The 20,999-nt window shown below is 35.6% G+C and carries 16 protein-coding genes; 2 read left to right on the forward strand and 14 right to left on the reverse strand.

Annotated elements, in window-relative coordinates:
- The first annotated feature begins 141 nt into the window (after positions 1-141).
- On the forward strand, positions 142-1,497 hold the full coding sequence (locus BK577_RS21885; RefSeq protein ID WP_078434884.1) for a glycoside-pentoside-hexuronide (GPH):cation symporter: 1,356 nt from the start codon (positions 142-144) through the stop codon (positions 1,495-1,497).
- Between the two features lie 30 nt (positions 1,498-1,527).
- Positions 1,528-3,102: an alpha-L-rhamnosidase-related protein gene (locus BK577_RS21890; protein WP_078434885.1), complete on the forward strand. Its 1,575-nt coding sequence runs from the start codon at positions 1,528-1,530 to the stop codon at positions 3,100-3,102.
- Positions 3,103-3,136: 34 nt separating this feature from the next.
- Here the strand turns inward: BK577_RS21890 and BK577_RS21895 are convergent, their stop codons facing one another.
- The 14 genes from BK577_RS21895 to BK577_RS21960 all read right to left on the reverse strand — a co-directional run bounded on the left by BK577_RS21895 (position 3,137) and on the right by BK577_RS21960 (position 20,997).
- Entirely contained in the window at positions 3,137-4,126 is a 990-nt protein-coding gene (locus BK577_RS21895; RefSeq protein ID WP_078434886.1) for an AraC family transcriptional regulator, read from the reverse strand.
- Between the two features lie 104 nt (positions 4,127-4,230).
- Positions 4,231-5,439: a SpoIIE family protein phosphatase gene (locus BK577_RS21900; protein WP_078434887.1), complete on the reverse strand. Its 1,209-nt coding sequence runs from the start codon at positions 5,437-5,439 to the stop codon at positions 4,231-4,233.
- 16 nt (positions 5,440-5,455) lie between these two features.
- Positions 5,456-6,277, reverse strand: a complete 822-nt coding sequence (locus BK577_RS21905) for an alpha/beta fold hydrolase (RefSeq protein ID WP_078434888.1) — start codon at positions 6,275-6,277, stop codon at positions 5,456-5,458.
- 158 nt (positions 6,278-6,435) lie between these two features.
- Positions 6,436-7,713 (reverse strand): MFS transporter, encoded by a 1,278-nt coding sequence (locus BK577_RS21910; RefSeq protein ID WP_139367409.1) that lies wholly within the window; start codon positions 7,711-7,713, stop codon positions 6,436-6,438.
- A gap of 28 nt (positions 7,714-7,741) precedes the next feature.
- On the reverse strand, positions 7,742-8,056 hold the full coding sequence (rhaM, locus tag BK577_RS21915) for an L-rhamnose mutarotase (protein WP_078434890.1): 315 nt from the start codon (positions 8,054-8,056) through the stop codon (positions 7,742-7,744).
- A 537-nt stretch (positions 8,057-8,593) separates the two neighbouring features.
- Positions 8,594-10,210: a response regulator transcription factor gene (locus BK577_RS21920; RefSeq protein WP_078434891.1), complete on the reverse strand. Its 1,617-nt coding sequence runs from the start codon at positions 10,208-10,210 to the stop codon at positions 8,594-8,596.
- A gap of 2 nt (positions 10,211-10,212) precedes the next feature.
- Positions 10,213-12,015, reverse strand: coding sequence for a cache domain-containing sensor histidine kinase (locus BK577_RS21925; protein WP_078434892.1), 1,803 nt, complete (start codon positions 12,013-12,015; stop codon positions 10,213-10,215).
- A complete protein-coding gene (locus BK577_RS21930) occupies positions 12,005-13,036 on the reverse strand; it encodes an autoinducer 2 ABC transporter substrate-binding protein (RefSeq protein WP_078434893.1) in 1,032 nt (343 codons plus the stop codon). The genes BK577_RS21925 and BK577_RS21930 overlap by 11 nt, the downstream gene beginning before the upstream one ends.
- Positions 13,037-13,180: 144 nt before the next feature.
- Complete coding sequence (gene rhaA / locus BK577_RS21935) at positions 13,181-14,434, reverse strand: L-rhamnose isomerase (RefSeq protein ID WP_078434894.1); 1,254 nt, start codon at positions 14,432-14,434, stop codon at positions 13,181-13,183.
- Positions 14,435-14,439: 5 nt separating this feature from the next.
- Positions 14,440-15,855 carry a rhamnulokinase gene (gene rhaB, locus BK577_RS21940; RefSeq protein ID WP_078434895.1) on the reverse strand — a complete coding sequence of 472 codons (1,416 nt, stop codon included), beginning with the start codon at positions 15,853-15,855 and terminating at the stop codon, positions 14,440-14,442.
- A gap of 160 nt (positions 15,856-16,015) precedes the next feature.
- Positions 16,016-16,981, reverse strand: coding sequence for an AraC family transcriptional regulator (locus BK577_RS21945; RefSeq protein WP_078434896.1), 966 nt, complete (start codon positions 16,979-16,981; stop codon positions 16,016-16,018).
- A 104-nt stretch (positions 16,982-17,085) separates the two neighbouring features.
- On the reverse strand, positions 17,086-17,853 hold the full coding sequence (locus BK577_RS21950; RefSeq protein ID WP_078434897.1) for a DeoR/GlpR family DNA-binding transcription regulator: 768 nt from the start codon (positions 17,851-17,853) through the stop codon (positions 17,086-17,088).
- 246 nt (positions 17,854-18,099) lie between these two features.
- A complete protein-coding gene (locus BK577_RS21955) occupies positions 18,100-20,169 on the reverse strand; it encodes a bifunctional aldolase/short-chain dehydrogenase (protein ID WP_078434898.1) in 2,070 nt (689 codons plus the stop codon).
- 108 nt (positions 20,170-20,277) lie between these two features.
- On the reverse strand, positions 20,278-20,997 hold the full coding sequence (locus tag BK577_RS21960; protein WP_078434899.1) for a LutC/YkgG family protein: 720 nt from the start codon (positions 20,995-20,997) through the stop codon (positions 20,278-20,280).
- Between the last annotated feature and the right edge of the window lie 2 nt (positions 20,998-20,999).

Consider the following 20,999-nt stretch of genomic DNA (forward strand, 5'->3'; position numbering starts at 1 on the left):
TGCTTCCCGCAATTCTCCACCTGTAAAAAGAGCAATTTATTCTGTAAAAAGCTCATTGTGAACGGATTTAGAAAACGCTTTAATATAAATAGACTTTATTTCAAATTTAAAATTAAATTATAAATATCGGAGGTAATATAAATGAATTCAACTGGTGTATGGCGCCAGCGATTAGGTTATGGAGTAGCAGATTTCTCATGTAACTTAGTCTGGCAAATGATAACGCTTTATTTAATGTTCTTTTACACAGATGTGATGGGCTTAGCCCTTGTGCAGGTCAGTTTACTCTTCTTAATTACACGTTTTGTGGATGCGATTACAGATACAATTATGGGAGTCATTATTGATAAAACAAATACTCGTTGGGGAAAATCCAGACCTTACTTTCTTCTAGGTGCGATTCCTTTTGGCCTATTAGCAGTATTGGCTTTTTACGTACCTGACATTGGTCCTGTTGGCAAGTTGGTTTATGCTTATATTACTTATATCGGTTTATCTACTGCTTATACAATGGTAAATATTCCATTGGCATCAATTCTACCGAGTTTAACAAGTGATGAACAAGAGCGTACAAATTTAGCAACAGTTCGGATTATTTTCTCATTTATTGGAGCTACAGCTGTAAGTGCCATTACTCTACCAATGGTAAATATGCTGGGTAATGGCTCCCAAGCCCAAGGCTTCTTTTGGACAATGGTTATTTTCGCCATTGTTGCAACCGTATTCTTCTTTGTTACCTTTAAAAACGTCGAGGAAAAAGTAAAACTTCGTCAAGAAAAGGTTACTGTAAAACAGGCATTTTCTTCATTAAAGGGAAATCGTCCTTGGTATATTTTTGCCATCAACATTGTCTTCATGTGGGGCTCTCATTTCTTTATGCAGGGGGCATTAATCTATTACTTTACGTATAATGTAGGACGTCCTGAGCTTGCTTCTGTGGTTGCTAGTATTGGAGCTTTCGTGCCGATCATTGGTACATTTGCTACACCATTTATTTCGAGAAAAATGTATAAGAAAATGTTGTTTATGATATCTAGTACGATTAATCTTGCAGGTATTATTATTATGTTAGTTGCAGATATCAATGTAACCGGTTTAATAATCGGTGCTGTTATTGCCGCTTTAGGTTTTGGATTAAGACAAAGCATCTATTTCTCTATGCAAGCTGATCCTGTTGATTATGGTGAGTGGAAAAGTGGAATTAGTGCAGCAGGCCTCATGATGTCATTGAATGGATTTATTGGAAAAGTAGCGCTTGCTGCTGCTGGTGCCCTTTCAGGACTTTTCATGAGTTGGGGTAATTATGTACCTAATGAAACACAAACAGCTTCGGCATTGCTCGCGATTAAAATGAATTATTTAATCATTCCGGCTGGTATGGTTGTGATTTCAATGATTATCATGAGTTTTTATAATCTTGATAAAATCTTCCCGAAAATTCGTGCCGAACTTAATAACCGTGATCATGCTCATCATTCAACTGAACAATCTGCGTGACTAACTTTTTAATAGAATGGAGAGAAAAATATGACAGCACATATCCAAAAAGTAGAAAATCAAGTTATCGATCGAAATGAAAAGTTCATATCAACAGCTGAGAACTTAAAGCCCGAGTTTGTGAAGGACACCGTAACACCAACAAACATTGTAAAAATTGAAGAAAACTCTGCTAAAATTCATGGATGGGAACCAAAGGTGATCGAATCAGCAGACAATCTATCATCCTATGATTACGGAAAAGGTGATGAAGTCATTCTTGACTTCGGCACTCATCTAGTTGGGTATCTATCTATGAATATCATTCCAGTAGGGAGCCCACCGGATGCTCCCCTTCATTTGAAGGTAACATTTGGTGAAATGCCAGTTGAAATGGCTGTGCCCTTCTCAGAATACAACGGATGGATTAGTTCCTCATGGCTCCAGGAAGAAACGTTACATATAGATGTAATGCCAGGAATACTCGAGTTGCCACGTCGTTACAGCTTCCGTTACGTAAAAATCGAAGTATTAGATACTTCAAAAAAATATCGGGTTGCTTTTGAGAACCTCCAATGTGAAACTGTGACTTCTGCAGATGTTAATAGAGTTACAGAGATTCATCAATTTGATCCAGTCCTGGATCAAATTGATAAAGTCAGTATTAAAACATTGCAGGATTGTATGCAGGAGGTTTTTGAAGACGGACCAAAACGAGACCGCCGCTTATGGCTTGGCGATCTGCGATTACAGGCCCTTGCTAATTACGAAACATTCCAAACAAATGATTTAGTCAAGCGCTGCTTGTATCTATTTGCCGGTGTTCCTGATAATAAAGGGAGAATTTCTGCAAATTTATTTATCGCTCCTTCCCTTATTCCTGACGACACCTATTTGTTTGATTACTCACTGTTGTTTACGACAACATTATTTGATTATTATGAAGCAACAAAAGATACTAATACATTAGCAGAGCTTTGGCCACTTGCTTACAGGCAAGTTGAACTTGCTCTTGAGCGACTAGATGATAAAGGAATTGTGATAGATGATGAATCATGGTGGTCATTTATTGACTGGCACGAAGATCTTAACAAACAAGCACCTTCCCAAGCTATTTTGATTTACACAATTCGTCGAACAATAGAATTGGCAAAGGTTATGAATAGTGACAAACAACTATTTTTGGAAGAACAACTTCAACGTATAGTTAAAGCAACGATTACACATCTTTGGGATAATGATAAAGGTTTTTTTGTAAGTGGTGCAAAACACCAGGTATCTTGGGCAAGTCAAATTTGGATGGCACATGCGGAAGTATTAGAGCCGGATGCAAATCGAAAGCTAATTCTTCATCTATTATCAGAGAAACCTGATATCGGGTTAACAACTCCATATATGTATCATTACTTGGTTGAAGCGTTAATTTTAGTCGGAGAAAAGAAAAAAGCTGTAGCTCAGTTAAAGGCCTATTGGGGAGAAATGATCAAGGATGGTGCCGATACGTTTTGGGAGTTATATGATCCGGATAACAAGGATTTTTCACCATATGGAAGTTATCTCATCAACAGCTATTGTCATGCGTGGAGCTGTACGCCAACCTATCTTATCAGAAAATATCAACTATAGTTAAAATAACCTTGTGCACTTACACTGCACAAGGTTATTTTCGATTCTTTCGCCGATATTTATAAGGAGTTTCTCCATAAAATTCTTTAAACTTTCGATAAAAAAAGCTAAGACTATCATATCCAACTTGATAGGCAATCTCTTCAATGCTTTTATCTGTATGTTGGAGCAAAGATGCCGTTTCAATCATTTTTTGTGTTTGAACAAGCTCAAGAAATGTCTTTCCTGTTTTTTCCTTTAACATATTCCCCAGGTAATTTGAATTGAAGTTGAACTTTTTAGCTAAACCGGTTAATGTACAATCTTTATAATGCTGCTCTATAAACTGTAGGATTTCTAATATATTCATCTTACTGGATGTTTGCTCCAACTCAAAGTTCTTATCTAATTGATACACACGCATGAGTTCAGTAAAAAGAATCGGCATATAATAATTGACCATTTCCATGGAATAATCCTGAGGATCAAAATATTCACACAGCATATTCTTCACAATGTACTGTAAATTTTCATTATGCTCTGAGTGAAATAATATATATTGATCGTGTTGTTGATTTTCAGAAATTGCATTTGCTAAGAAATTTGATACAATCCCTTTGTTGCTTAATTGTCCTAGAAGCGACATTGAAAATGTTTCTTTTTTCATAATGATATTGACTAAAATATCATTTTCCCCGAGTGCCGGTATGCTATGAGGAACGTCCTTATCCAAGAGACAAATTTGTCCTTGAATAAGCTTTACTTCTTTTCCGTTAAGAATTTGATAACATTCACCAGAATAAACATAGTTGATTTCAATAAATGTATGCATATGCAGAGGCATATCAGCAAATCTATGATGTTTACTAATAAAGACGGGACCTTTATCAAAGAAGAACTGTTCTAATAACCTGGGAATGGTTTGGCCCTCATCTGTAGCCAGTTCCTCTCCACCGTAATCATTTATGTTTTCTTTCGTGAGAATTTGTATTTTTTCAATGTCATCGAGTGAACGAAGGTAGTGATCGAGTTGCTGGTGATTCATTGGGACACTTCCTGTAAATGTGATAATGGTATTATAAATGATGATGCTTTAAACTTTCAAACACTTAAAATGTCATAACATATTCATTATTTCGCATGTTGTTCTTACAATAAATCTATTACTAAAAAACACTGATCATCACTTTCATGATAAGCAAATTCTGTGCTATCTATAGACTGAATAATTTTCTTTTTTAAACTTACCAGGGGAATATTTTGATTGTCTATGAGTAAAGGTTTTAAATGATTAAACCCAAAGGGATCTGTTACACCATCTGTATAGAGTAGCAATCTACTTCCTTTTTCATATGGAAGTGTTGTTGTTTTAAATTCTATCCCCTCGAAAGTCCCGATAGGAGGAAAAGATGACTGGAGTTCTTTTATTCCTGTTGTGTCTTGTAAAAATGCAGGCGGGTGACCGCCATTGATAAAGTCAATCTTCTGTGCTGCTGTATCAATCAATAGATAAATAACTGTACAATAATACATTGATTGTTCACTATTTTGAAAGAGATTGTGTAGATATTGATCCAATTCTTTCACAACCGTTTGAGGATTTCCATCTTTTGGGATCAATCTTTGAAACAATGACTGGAGTGACATGGTAATTAATGCAGATGAAATACCGTGTCCCATGACATCCAGAATAATTACTCCATACCGGTATTTATCAATTTGATAAATACCATAAATATCTCCAGATAATTCATGTGATGCCCTATAATGTGATTCTATATGTATACATTCATTGGAAATTCGATCTGTTAATGCTGTTTCTTGTATTTTTCTAGCAAGCTCTAATTCTCTTTTTGTTTCGATTTTAAATGTTTGATTTTGCTTATATAATCCCAGTAATTCTTGTTGTTTTTCTTCCACTGTCTTTAACGCAGTTCTTAATTCAGAAACTGCTTTCTGTTTATCCAAGAGAGCTTTTTCTAATTCTTTTTTTGTATTAAGTAGGACATTTTCATATTCATCTCTTATTTTTATAGGAATAAGTATACACTCTATTACATTTTGGCTTTTATTTTCCCTTTTATTAGCATTTATAAGCACAGGAATTTCTTTCCCATTTTTCGCTACTAAAGAGATATACAATTCCTCTACTCTTTTTCCAATTTGAACAAGTGGCATGAAGTAAAGTTCGTAAAACACACGAGCCGACTTAGGTAAAATTGAATGTATATGCTGTCCTATTATCACATCAGAAGAAAGATCGAGTAACTCACATAGAGTTTGATTAACTGATAGAATTACGCTATCTTCAGATAATGATAGAAATCCACCTGGTGCGCAGTTCAACTGTTCATCCATTCTTTTCTCCTTAATGTTAGTTAGTATCAGTTACAGAAAACTCCTCCAGATATTGACGAATGACTTGTATCGTTTCCTCAGGATGACTCATATGTGGACAATGACCGGTTGCGATTAACCGCTTTAATTCACTATTTGGTAGTTGATTTAAAAGGTATTCTCCGACCTCATCAGGTGCAATGATATCATTTGAGCATTGCATAATTAAGGAAGGAACAGATACTTTAGATAAGTCTCCCCGATTATCAGCAAAAAAGGTAGCTTCAGCAAATTGGCGGGCAATGACCGGATCTGTAGAGCAAAAACGGTCTTCAAGATCCTTTGACAATGAATGCCGATTCGGATCATTTACAAGTGTTGAAGCAAACATATTTGCCCATCCTATATAGTTTTTTTCCATCATATCCAGCAACCCCAACAAATCGTCTTTTTCAAAACCTCCGTAATAGGATGGAGGATCGTTCAGGTAGCATGGAGACGGTCCGATCATAATAAGGGTAGAAAAGTAGTCAGGTTTTTTAATTGATGCCAACATTCCAATCATACTGCTAACAGAATGACCAACAAAAATAGTTTTTTCCAAATCTAAAGCAGAACAAATATCCAGTAAATCCTGAACGTATCCTGATAATGTATGATATTTTTCCGGATCATATGACTCTATATCAGAATTTCCTATTCCTACATAATCAAATAAAATCACTTTATTATCGTCTAAAAAAGCATTCTTAACATCTTGCCAGACTGTCTGATCACACCCAAATCCAGGCGCAAAAATGATTGTTTTTTCACCTGAACCCTCGATTTTCACATTGTTACGTTTTATGACATGACTCATAAGATCCCCCCTTAAATGACACCTTTTATTATCTTAACATTCTTTTTCTTTATAAGGTTTCAATATTATTAGAAAAATGAATAAAATAATAGAGTATTAAGTTATAGTTACATACAAAAAACTGATGATACATTTTAAGTATCATCAGTTTATAGATGTTAAGCACTATAACGTTCTTGTTCAATTTGTTTTAGAGACTTTCCTCTTGTTTCAGGAGCCATTACAAAACCGATTATAGCTGCAATTATTAAGAATCCAATCATAATTAAGCCTGATATTTTAAACCCTAGAACCGTAATCATTGTTGGCACGATAAGCGAAATAAGTCCTACGGCTACGCGAGCAATACAGAATAAGAAGCCTTGTGCTTTTGCACGATATTTTGTATGGAATAGTTCGCTTGCCCATAATCCATAAAATGCCTGTGCTCCAAATCCTGCTGCAATCCCCCATAGGATAACAAATAGGAATAACTCAGTAAGACCCATTGATCCTAATGAAAGAACAGCCCATGCTACTATTCCCATTACTGCTCCTACAGTATATAGGATTTTCCTGCTAACTTTGTCACCTAACTTAATAAACACAAAGTAAGTAGATGCGACTGTTAATATCCATAAAAATGCTTGTAATAAATTGGCTTGGGCTGAGGAAAGCCCGCCTACTGTTTCATAGATATATGGCATGAAATAGCCCATTACCCCTGCAACTAAATTCCAGAAAACATAGATTCCCAGCAGTAGAATAATTGCTTGGCGATTTGCTTTTACTGTAAAAAGTTCCTTTATTGGATTTTCTGCTATTTGACCTGTTGCTTTTAATGTAGCTTTTAATTTCTCTTCTTTTTTCTTCTCTTCTTCCCAGATTGCCGATTCATTGATTTGTTGTTGTAAAATCCAAGTGACTAAAGCGATTACAAATAATTGAGCAAAGATAATTCTGCTTCCTAAAAGACCTAGTGGAGCAAGTGCAACGGAAAGTAATAGAGATACTGCTGGACCAATTGACCACGCTAATTGTCCAAATCCTACCCGAGCAGCCCGTTCATTATCCGGAGCCTCTTCAGCAATATATGTCCATGCAGCTGGAATTGCAGCACCTACAGCAATACCTGTAATAACATAACCAATTAATAACATTGGAAAGTTAAAAGAAAACGTAATTAATAGAACACCAAGCATATATAATAGTAGATCATATTTGTAAATTAATTTCCGACCATATTTATCTACTAATATTCCTCCAGCTAATGCCCCAACGGCTGCTCCAAAGCCATTTGCACTTAAAGCTCCAAGTAATCCTAATTTAAAGTCATCTAAATTTAAATATTCCATCCAAAGTGTAAGACCACCGGCTCCCGCAACGATCGAACCGGCTTCTAAATAGTTCGACATTGCTACAGTGATTGTCGATTTCATTCCTTTTTTTCCAGCCATATGCATACTCCTTTCAAACTAATGTGTTTTAAGCTAAATAAAAAACACTTTTTAATTCTTTTGAAACTGGACTATTATCTGGACTTGTTTCCATTAAAGGTTCCATATACGTCCACCACTTTTGACAAATATCTGTTGAAGCCATTTGATTCCATCTTTCCTCATCTTCAATTTCTAAATAGGCAAACAGCTGACCAGATTCTTCATCTAGAAAAATAGAATAATTATGTGCTCCGTGTTCTTTGAGTTCTTTTTCCATCTCCGGCCACAACTCATCGTGACGACGTTTATATTCTTCATACTGATCTTTATAAACAAACATAATTGATGCTTTTCTAATCATCATTGTCCCTCCAAAGGTGTTAATAAAACGTTCTCTGATTACGCTTTCTTTCTGATACTCTAACTATATAAAACTTCAATTATTAATGGTAGGAGACAAAACTAAGGTAGGGGGGTGAATATTATGATGTTTGAAAAGGGTTTCAAGTTAATGTAAAAAAATTAAGTTTTAGGTTTTGGATGAAATCGTAATAGGTTATGTATAACTTTTAGTTTGAATTGTCTTTCTGAGAACTTGTGAAGGACATTTCTGAGCTTCTAAAAAAGTGTATTGTCCTTCTGTGAGCTTATGAAGGACATTTCAGCTACTTCCTAAAAAGAAATTGTCCTTCTGTGAGCTTATGAAAGACATTTCAGCTGCTTCTTAAAAGGAAATTGTCCTTCTGTGAGCTTATGAAGGACATTCTAGCTGCTTCCTAAGAGAGTAATGTCCTTTCTTTTCTAAGTAACTATTAAAAATATAAATCTCAAAAAAACTAAAAAGCAGCCCAATATAAGTGGACTGCTTTTAAACAGCTAAATTACTTCAAAAATTATCCTAGTCTCTTTTAAAATGATACTCACGATATTGTGAGGGTGACTGACCATACCATTGTTTGAAAAGACGGCTAAAGTATTTTGTATCCTGGTATCCGAGCTTTGATGAGATATCATAAACCTTTGTATCAGTTGTTTCGAGAAGTTCCTTTGCTTTTTCTAAACGACATTTTGTAATATAATCTAAAATTGTCTCACCGGTTTGTGCTTTGAAATAGTTACTAAAATAGGTCGGGCTCATATAAATGTGTTCAGCAATTTCTTTAATGGTTATATGCTTCCCAAGGTTCTCATGAATCCATTTTTTTGCGCGCAGAATAGGATCTGAATCTATTTTTCTTCGACTATCTACTTTTCTTTTTATATCAACTACCCAATGCTTAATACTGTCTTTCAGTTGAGTAAAATTGCCCGCCTTTTTTGTGACTTTTAGAACATTTGAAAGCATTTCAGCATTTTCTCCAAATCCGTCAATTTCCATCCACTTGTTAAAGATTTGAAGACATAAGTAATGAACGGCATCTTCTATTATTGTCGGGGAACTTATGCTTTCTAATTCCTTGAACAGCTGATGTACAGCACTTACGGTTTCGACCTCACCTTTACCGTCAAGCGATGATAATATTTGATGAACTTGTTTGTAGATTATAGATGATACATTTTTCGGCTGTGAATTAACTGTTAAATCAACAAGCATGTTTTGATGATAGACTTTATTTCCCCCATGTATCATCCGGTACTGAAGCAAAGTTAACAGCTGATCTTTTACACTAGGTAATAATTTGATTTCTTGAAAATGGTTAGCTACTCCAATGGAAATTGTAAACGGAGTTAATTTTTGTATATCCGCTTTGTACTGTTCTACCAGTTGGTTAACTTTAACATGATTTGTGTCAGAAAAACATATGAGGATCCAATATTGAAGTTTTCCGCTTCTCCACCACCAGTAATCCATTTCTCTTGCAGCTTCCTGAGAATTTTGTTTGAACATTTCTTCCATTTTCAAATCCCAATTTTGGGTTGAAGCTAGATTTTCTACTGCAGAAATGTTCTGGTCTACACTGACATAAAGTAATTGATAAACTCCATCAGGAAATTGCTTTGTCCAATCAATGACAGATAAATCCATTGCATCATTCCAGGTGATTTCACTTAATAACTGTATTTGCTTTGTATAAATTAACTGCTGTGCCTTGCCATGTATTTCACTCCACTTTTGTTGTTCTATTCGTTTAGCAAAAATCTTGACTTTAACCTCTTCCAATTGCTCAGTAAATTTATGTTTATCTACAGGCTTTAAAATATAATTGACTGCCCCTTCACGCATCGCTGTTTGTAAATAAGTGAAATCATCATAACCGCTTATAATAATAGAAGTAAATGAATGTGTTTTTTTCAATTCGCTGATTAAGGTTAAACCATCCATTTCAGGCATTTGAACATCTGTTATCAGTAAATCAAAAGAAATGGATTGGCTTGTAATTTCATCAAAAGCTTCTTTTCCATCTGAGAAAAGATTGATAATTTCCCATTCTTCTCCACAAGTTTGAACGAGCCTTTCAAGTCTACGTCGTATTCTACTTTCGTCATCTACAATAATTGTTTTAATCGAAGTCATGATTACTCACCATTTTCTTGCATCTTTATTTTCTGTGGAATTCTTATCGTTACAGCCGTTCCTTCGTCTACCTTGCTTTCTATTGTGATTCCGTATTCAGATCCATACATCATTACGATTCGAGCATGGACATTCGTTATCCCAAATCCTGAATCTCTATTAATGAACGGATTTTTCTCTAATAATTGATTTAACTCAATCACCTTTTTAGTCTCGATCCCCGGACCATTATCTTTTATCACAAACAAAATTGAGGAATCCTCTTTATGGATAACTTCAATGTCAAGATGAAGGGATTTCCGCTTTTGCATTCCATACTTTATTGAATTTTCTATTATAGGCTGTAAAATAAACTTTGGCGTTAAGTACCCTTTTTGTTCCTTATTTTGGTGAATCTGAAAAGAGATTCTCTCCTCAAAACGAAATTTCTGCAAGGTTAAATAATCTTCAATATGGAGAATTTCCTTTGTGATTGGGACAATTTTATCTTTGTTACTTAGTGAATATCTAAGCATTCTTCCCAGTATAGCGACCATATCCACAACTAAATCAGATTCTCCATCTTCAATCGCTGCACCAATTGTTTCTAATGTGTTGTACATAAAATGAGGGTTGATTTGCGACTGTAGTGCATATAGTTCAGCGTCTTTTTGTCGTAGCTCTATGTGATAATTTTTCTTAATCAATTCCCTAATTCTTCTAATCATTGATTGAAAACTAGTTGCTAAGATTCCCACCTCATCCTTAGAATGGATGGGAATTTCCACATCAAGGTTCCCGCGTTCAACGTCCTTCATGATTTTCCCTAGAATATTAATTGGTTTTGTTACACTCCAAGCAACACCAATCGAAATGATCGTTGTAAAAATCATAAGAATAATAAAAATAATAATGGCTACCGTTTTAACCACATCGGTTCTCTCGGTTAAATAGGTAATCGGTATACTGTGAACAAGAATCCATTCCTGTTTCTCAGACTGGTTGATACTAATTAATGTTCTGTCTTGGTCATTATTTGTGCGAAAGCTACCATTAAAAAGAGGATAATCATGAACTTCTTCAAAATAAGAACCAATCTTGTTTTGATCCGGGTGGTAAATAATCTGGCCTTGACTGTCCATTAGCCACATCGTCGCTTTATCTTCTTCATCTAAATCTTCAAGTATTTCTTCTATAAAAGTTAATTTAACTGCTAAAAATAAAGTCCCTAGATTTTTTCGATTATCAAGGTCTACAATGTCCTTAACAAGAAGCATATATGGAGGGTTTCCCTCAAATGACAAGTTGGCTTGACTCGGCAGAAGTATTTTTGTATCTCCTCCGAGATCATGTGCCTCCCCATATGGAAAGGTATGATCACTAAAATTAAAGCCTTCATAAGATACACGCGTACTAATGAAAGATCTATTTTTCGATAGTAAAAATGCCCCTAAAATATTATTGTTATTACTCCCTAAATACGTTCTTGAAAGAAAGCTTTCTATTGTAAATTGATCTTCAAGTAAGGAAGACCTATCAGCATATGGGTTTGTCCTCAAGATCGCCATCACATCACTTGAATTGTATATGAGATTAGGTAAATTCCCTAACTCATTAATTTCATTTTCAATATTCTTATTAGCCTGTTTTAAAAGCCTTGGTACATACTCCCCTACTTCCTCCTCTATTGCTTTCGTATTTTGATAGTAGGTGATATACCCTAAAATAGCCATGGGAATAACGGTAAGAAGAATGTAGGTGATGATTAATTTTGTCTTAAGACGGAAGTGTTTTAGTTGTAACGCTTCCATAATTCTAGAAATCATACTGATCAATATTCTCCTTTGTAAAATCAATTGGCTGACCCATGATGACTGTATCTTCCTTCACACGAATGTTTCCGATATTTGAAATATATTGATTATCCTGAATCTCCTGACTGTCCAGTAGTTCTTTGGCCACACTAACAGTTAAATAACCAAGCTTCTTTGGACTCCACAGGGTCACAACCTGAGAGGAGCCCTCTTTAATATATTCTCTCATCAAATTTGGTGTTGATAACCCTACTACAGTGATATCTCCAGCTTTATCAGCGTCCTGAACTGCTTGTGAAGCTGCAGGTGGGCCCACAGATGAACTACCAATTATCCCTCTAAGATCAGGATACTTTTTCACTAAATCTGTTGCTGCCTTATATGCTTGTTTTGGATCATCATTTGATTCAACAATATCAACGAGCGTCATATTCGGATAATTTTCTTTTTGATGCAGCTTCATCCATTCGATCCATTCATTCAAATTAGCTGCATCACTTGCACCTGTTATTATGGCATAACTCCCTTGTTCATTCACACGGGATGAAAGGGTATCCATAATATGTCTACCTAAAACCTCGGGATCAACCATATTTATAAACATTTCTCTATAATGTTTATTTGTATCAGAGTCCCATGTAATAACTCTAATTCCTTTAAGGCTTGCCTTTTTTAGGACTGGACCAAGCTTTTCAGGATCGTTTGCTGAGACGGCTATTAAATCTACATTCTGTTCAATATAATGATTAACAATGGTTTCCTGCTGTTTCCAATCTGCAATTAACGGGCCGGAGTAAATTACATTTACATCTAAATCATATCCAGCTTCAACGGCACCTTCTTCTACTGCATTAAAATAAGGAATCCCTGTTACTTTCGGTACGATTGCAATCGTGTAATCCTGATGATTTATTTCGGATTGTTCCTGCTTTTGGCCTTTCTCGCCGTTGTATATCACTTCGTATTTTGATGAAGTAGTACAACCGCTTATAAATATGAGAAAAAACAAACAGATATATATACGAGGAAACATAGAATACGCTCCTAATTGAAAATTAATTTAAGATTAATGTTTAATTATACAAATATAAACAGCAAAAAGCACATAGTGATTGATTGATCACTTTTGTGCTTTTTGACATTATATGTGAATATCCACCTTCAAATTTAAGAACGTTTATCTCTTAGAAAGCACTTCATTCTCATACTTCTTCACATCTTCCAACCAAGTTTCCTTCACAGGAACACCGTTTTGCTCACAGTAATAATCCCAAATTGCACCAAATGGATATGTTTTAAATTCTTCCATCAATGCTAATCTTTCAGTGAAGTTTCCTTCTTCTTGAAGTTGTTTTAAGTGGTCGTTTGGTACAAGCATTGCATTAAGTAATGATTTAATCATATTACGTGTGCCAATTGTCCATGCTGCTACACGGTTGATGCTTGCATCAAAGAAATCAAGACCGATCATCACTTTATCTAAAGCATTGTTACGAACGATTTCAAGAGCAATTTCTTTTAACTCGTCATCAAGCGTGACAACGTGATCACTGTCCCAACGTACTGGTCGAGATACGTGTAATGCCAGTTTGTCGCTGTATAAAAGCATAGAAGAAATTTTGTTAGAAACCATTTCCGTTGGGTGATAATGTCCGGTATCCAATAAGCAAAGCTTGTTATTTTTTAATGCATAGCCCATGTAAAATTCATGTGAGCCAACAACATAAGCTTCAGAACCAATTCCAAATAATTTGCTTTCTACAGCATCGATATTGTATTGTTCATCAATGTCCACTGCGAAAATTTTATCTAATGACTCTTTTAATCGTACTCTTGGCGTTAAACGGTCACTTGGTACATCTTTGTACCCATCAGGGATCCAGACATTTGTTAATGCAGGTGTACCTAACTCTTTTCCGAAATATTCGGCGATTTTACGGCTGGCAATGCAGTGGTTGATCCAAAATTCACGGATTTCCTGGTCTGGATGTGATAGTGTTAAGCCATCAGCAGATTTTTCATGTGAAAATAATGTTGGATTAAAATCAAGGCCAAGTCCTTGTTCTTTAGCCCAGTTAACCCAGTTCTCGAAGTGTTTCGGTTCTAACTGATCACGTTCAACTACTTCTCCATTTGTTTCAGCGTAAATCGCATGAAGATTTACACGGTGTTTTCCTGGAATTAATGATAGCGCTTTTTCCAGGTCGCTTCTTAACTCTTCAGGTGTTCTTGCTTTACCAGGGTAATTTCCTGTTACATCAATTCCTCCGGATAATTCTCCTTTATTTACTTCAAACCCGCCAACGTCATCACCTTGCCAGCAATGGATGGAGATTGGTACTTGTTTTAACTGCTCAAGTACTTCATCAACATTAATTCCCCATTTTTCATATTCCTTTTTGGCTAATTCATAGCTTTCTCTTACTGACATTTTAATCATCCTCTCACGTATTGGTTTTTGTATGTTTTCACTTCAAATGAATCTTTAATCGTGGTTCTTGCTTCTTGAATTGTATGAATCTCACCTAATGCCATAAATTGTGCAACAATATTTCCTATAGCTGTCGCTTCGATTGGTCCTGCACAAACCTCTTTGTTCGTAACATTTGCAATCATTTGGTTAAGCATTTCATTTTGGCACCCGCCGCCAATCACATTTATTCTTGGGAAGTTTTTCTCAAAAATCTCTTCTATTTCATTAATTGCCAGTTTATAGCTTTCTGCTAAACTATCATACACACATTTTGCCATTTGACCGGGTGTTTGTGGAATTTGCTGTTTTGTTTCCTGACAGTAATTTTGGATTTCATCCACCATATTGTCAGGCTTTAGGAAACGGTCATCATCTACATTAACGATCGACTGAAACTGTTGTTCATTTTCAGCCAGCTTTACTAATTCTGCAAAAGAGTATTGGTCATGATAGTTGCGCTTTACTTCTTGAATCATCCAAAGTCCCATAATATTTTTAAGAAAACGGTAGCGATAATCAATCCCGCCTTCATTCGTGAAGTTGTATTTAAGCGCTTGCGGAACACAAATTGGGAAGCGGTTTTCAACACCAATTAGAGACCAAGTTCCGGAGCTGATATAAATTGAGTCCTCTACTTCCGGCACCGAGATTACAGCAGATCCAGTATCATGTGTTGCCGGTAATACGACTTTCATGTCAAAACCAAACTCTTCAACAAGCTCTTTTGAAAGTGTTCCCAACACTGTTTTAGGTGGTAAGATCTCATGAAACATCTCTTTGTTAATTCCAAGTTTGTCTAGAAGCTCATGATCCCATTTTTTCGTAAATGCATTCACAAGCTGTGTTGAAGTTGCATTTGTATACTCATTCGCCTTTTTTCCTGTTAATAAAAAATTAAAATACTCAGGAATCATTAGGAATGACTTTGCTTTTTGTAAAACTTCAGGTGTTGTTTGCTTTAACGCATATAATTGATAAATCGTATTAAATTTTTGAAATTGGATTCCGGTTTCAAAGTATAATTTTTCCTTTGGAATGATTTTAAAGACCTCTTCCATCATTCCGTCTGTTCTTGGATCCCTGTATGCAACTGCATCTGTTAAGAGGTTGTCATGCTCGTCAAGTAAGACATAATCAACTGCCCATGTATCAATTCCAATGCTATCCGGCTTGATACCTAGTTCATTGCATTTTTTTATACCTGTTTTGATTTCTTGAAATAAGGCCTCAATATCCCAGCAAAAATGTTCATTTTTTTTCACTATCTTATTTTCAAAACGATGAATTTCATCTAATTTTAATTTTCCATTAGCTAAATGCCCAAGTATTAACCTCCCACTTGAAGCACCAATATCGACAGCTAAGCTATAATTACTCATTTTGACACCTCTTTCCTGAAAACGCTTGCTTATATATTTATTTTAGTTGATATCCCCGGAAGTTCCTATATCTTAATTCATTCTTTTTATTGTCCTTATTTGCCAAGTGAAAAAGGTGTAAAAAAAGTCATGTCTCCTACTATTTCTAGTAATGACATGACTAATTGTTAGAAAGTTGATCTCGAAATTTCTTTGGTGTATATCCATATTTGCTTTTAAAAACGCGATAAAAATAACTTATATTTTCATACCCTACCTCTTCTACAATAGATGAAATAGATAGTGAAGTATTCTCCAAGAGATCCTTTGCGATGGTCAATCTTTTTGCTTGAACAAGCTCTTTAAATGTATAGGTTGTTGCCTTTTTAATTTCTTTACTTAAGGTGTAATGAGGTAGATTTAGGTTTTCTGCCAATTCATATAAAGAGGCATGTCGAAAATGTTCTTCAATATATTTTAGGGACTCCACAATAATATATTGCTTATTCAGATCCTGGTTGTATCGAACCTTATCCGAATTCTTGATAAGCTCTACCATCAGCAAACCCATATATAATTTTATCGTTGATTCTGATAGCATTGAGGGATTCATAATTTCCACGATGATTTTTCCAATAAGCTCTTGAACACTGTCAATTTCTGATACAGCAAAATATAAATATTGACCTTGTTGTGTTTGGTCGAATAGGCTGCTAATTAAAAAGTTTGAGATTAAATTTTCCGTCGTTAAGTAAGAAAAAATAAATGTAAAGAATTCAGGTTTAATAATAAAGTTAATAATAATATCTTCTTCATTGCACGATTCAAGTTCATGTTCTATATGTTGATTAAGAAACAAAAGATCTCCTTTTTTTAATTCTATTCGTTCATTTCCAACCGTTTGGGTAAGAGAACCATTAAAAACATAATTCACTTCTATATAATTGTGCTTATGCTTCGGAAAGTGAACAAATCTAGTGTGTTTTCGTACCATGATCATTTTGTTTTGATTTAAAAATCTCTCTCCTTCAACAATGAAGGGTTCCTGGCTAGTATAAAGCTCCTTCTGAACTTCCTTTTTTTGCTGAAGCATTAATTTTTCTTCATCATTTAGTTGCAATAGTTCATGTAAAAGATTTGCACTCATTTAGATAATCCCTCTTTTTTCTAGCAAAAAACGGAATAGCCTCCACTACCCCGTTTTATCCAGTTATCCCATTTTCAAATAGGAGTACTCTTTTGACCGAAGACTCACTTTATCTCGACAGTTTTTACTTGTACACCTTTTTCCTCCAGAGCTCTGCAAAATGATTCATCAATGTGATCATCTGTAATGACATGACCAACTCGCTGAATGTCCGTAATTTGAGCAAATGTTCTTACACCAAATTTTGTAGAATCAGCCATCAGAATTGTTTTGTCTGCAATCGACATCATTTGTCTTTTTAATAAAGCCTGCCATTCATTTGAATCGCTTAAACCAGCGTCAACATGTACCCCTTTACATGATAAGAAGGCTTTGTTCACATGGTACATATTAAGTGACCTTTCGGCTAATGGACCAACATAGGAAAGAGACTTCGGTTGGAGCATACCACCCGTTGAGATCACTTTTACCTGTTCTTTTTTACTAAGCTCTATTGCTACCTTGATTGAATTTGTCAAAACAGTTAAGGGCAGATCAGGCATTTCCTTTGCCATATACCATGCTGTTGTACTCGCATCAAGTACAATCTGATCACCTGGCTGAATAAGTTTCACTGCTTCAATTGCAATGGATCTTTTTTCTGAAGCATTTGTGATTTCCCGTTCAGCATACGATACTTCAGTTTGCTCGTCTTTTATACTAACAGCTCCACCATGACTACGGCGTAACAAGTTTTCTTTTTCCAGTTTTTCTAAATCACGTCGAATTGTCTCTTCCGTTACTTGGAAAATCTTACTTAACTCTGTTACACGAACACTTAACTTCTCATTTACTACTTCAACAATTTTTTTATGTCTTTCTGCTACAAGCATTGATCAATACCTCCTGTTACTTCTTTTTATAATGAGGTCTGAGCTTACGTGCTAAAAGAGACAGCTCTTATGCTTGTAGGCTCTAGATATATTATTATACAAGAGTATAAGTTTAAACGCATCGTGTTTTATACTAATGCGCTTTCAAAACAGTTGTGACAAAAACTTGGCTTATCTCCAAGTCCTGAGAATATAAAAACAAGGTGTAATAGAAACGTTATTCTGTTACACCTTGTTTAGTCTTTATTATCTAGTAAACGCTGCTGGAACTCCACCATCTACAGTTAACATACAACCTGTAGTACGATCTGATTTAGATGATGCAAAGAACAGAATAGATTGTGCAATATCTTTTGGATAGATATTAACTAGTAATGTAGTACGTTTACGATAGTGATCTTCTAATTGATCTGGGTGAATTCCGTATGCTGCTGCACGCTCTTCTCTCCAGCTTGATCCCCAAATTGCTGAACCTTGAAGCACTGCGTCTGGAAGAACTGAGTTTACACGGATTCCGAATTCTCCACCTTCTGCTGCAATACATCTTGCAAGGTGTGTTTCCATTGCTTTAACTGAGCTGTATGCTGCTGCATTTTTACCTGCATATACAGAGTTTTTCGAACCGATGAATACCATGTTTCCACCAGTACATTGTGATTTCATTTGTTTGAACGCTTCACGGGCAACTAGGAAATAACCTGTACCAAGAACGTTCATGTTTAGGTTCCACTCTTTTAAAGATGTTTCATCAAATGGGCTGGAAGTTGCTAAACCTGCATTGTTTACGATAATATCAACGCCACCGTAAGTTAGAGCAGTTTGTTTAAATGCTTCTTGAACTGCTTCTTCACTTGTTACATCCATTTTCACTGCGAATGCACGACCCTCACCATATTTCTCGTTGATTTCTGCTGCTACCTTTTCAGCACCTTCTAAGTTTAGGTCAGCAATTACTACATGTGCACCTTCTGCTACAAATTGACGGCAGGTTTCGCTACCAATACCGCCAGCGCCACCTGTTACAAATGCAACTTGTCTTGAGAATTCAGCTTCTGCAGGAGCTAGAGATAATTTATAAAGCTCTAATGGCCAGTATTCTACATTAAATGATTCATTTTCATTTAAAGAAACAAATTTCCCTAGAGTTGTTGAACGTTTCATAACCGCGATTGCACGGTGATATAAAGCACCACTAACGTTAGCCATCGCTACATTTTTACCAGTGTTTACCATTCCGATTCCAGGTATTAAAATAACACGTGGAGCTGTTTCAGAAATTTGGTCACCTTCGTTTTTGTTTCGTTCAAAGTATGCTCTGTACTCTTCTTTAAAGCTTTCTATTCCAGCTTTTACTTTTTCTACTAAACTAGCAACATCTTGTTCTTGAGGATTCCAGTCAATGAATAATGGTGTCATTTTTGTATGAACTAAGTGATCAGGACATGCTGCACCAACTTGTGATAATTCTGGAGCGTTATTGCTGTTTACGAATTGTAGAACATCTTCTGCATCATCATAAGTTAATAGCATTTTCTTTTCTTCACTAACAGCACCACGGATCACTGGCATTACTTGTGCTAGAGCGTTTTTACGATCTTCTTCAGAAAGTGCTTCGTATTTTTGTCCACCAAATGCTTTTTCTTCTACTAGTTTAGATTGAATATATTGTTCTGCTTCATTAATTACTGAAATTGTTTTTTCATAGCTTTCTTCAGCTGTTTCGCCCCAAACAACAAGACCGTGTTTTTCCATTAATACTAATTCTGCGTTTGGATTGTTTTTAACACCTTCTGCGATCATTTTTGATAATGTGAATCCCGGGCGTACATATGGTACCCAAACAAAACGATCTCCGTAGATTTCTTCAGCAATTTGGCGACCATTGTCTGCACAGCAAAGACCAATGATTGCATCCGGATGTGTATGGTCAACATGCTTGAATGGTAAGAATGCATGTAAAAGTGTTTCAATTGATGCACGTGGGTGTTTGCTATCGATCATACAGTGTGCAAGGTATGCAACCATTTCTTCATCAGGCATTTCCTCACGTTCGATTAATGGACGAATATCTTCCATTCTTAAGCCAGTAAAATTGTACGCTTTCATTGTTGCTAAATCTGATCCACTACCTTTAACGTACATAACCTCTACGTCACGGCCACGGAAATCTTTTTCAATTGTTTTCATTGAAGTGTTACCGCCACCCCAGTTACAAACTGCACGATCTGACCCGATTAGGTTAGAGCGATATACTAGCTCTTCTACACCTTGAGATAATGAAGCTGCTTTTTCTTTATTCCATAAACTTTGTACCATTTCATTTCCTCCTCTATTGTGTTTATATCTGTTTTTGTTTGATTATCTGTTTTTAATTATATACTATGTTTGTTTGTTTTTGAATATGTTTTTTGTTTATTTTTGAATTTATTTATCTTCCACAAGAATATACGTTGCTTTTATTGGACCATGAACCCCTACAATGAGGTTCAATTCAATATCAGCGCTATTACTTGGTCCTGTAATAAAATCAATACAGGAAGCAATCTTTTCGCCTTCTTGGACTTGTTTGTTAATGTAAGCAGTAGCCTGTGTCATCCTTGGAACAAGTGTGCTTTTTGGAACAATGGCAATATAGGTTTTGGGTAATAAACTTACCGATCTCCCTTTGTTTTCACTGCTGAATAACACAACTGTCCCTGATTCTGCAAGAGTGATATCACTAAATGTAATCCCAACATCTGCCTTTTCTGCTGCTTCTCTATTTTTTTCTTTAAGAGCCGGATCCCATATGTGGACATCAATATCCTCTTCTGTGAGTTGATGTAACAGCCCTTCTTCTAAACCAAACTCTTTATGACGCTTATCCTTCCATGTCACAACACTTTCAACTTCGTACTGAGTAAAAACCTCCCGAATTTTTTGTGGAAGTTCTTTTGAATCTGTTTCAATGAACTGAGTATGAATGACCTCACAATGTTTCTTTAGTACCTGTACTAATTCATCCGGTGTTGCATCTTTTAATACATCATATTGAGGGGTTGTCGTCCATTGTGGTTTTGTGACTTTTTTTACTCTTTCTCTTCCTAATTTTTCAGCTACTGTATTAAGAAATGAGTCGCGGTTTGTGATTTGCCCTGCTACCATCT

This window comes from Metabacillus halosaccharovorans, assembly GCF_002019635.1.
In the GTDB taxonomy this organism is placed as follows: Bacteria; Bacillota; Bacilli; order Bacillales; family Bacillaceae; genus Metabacillus; species Metabacillus halosaccharovorans.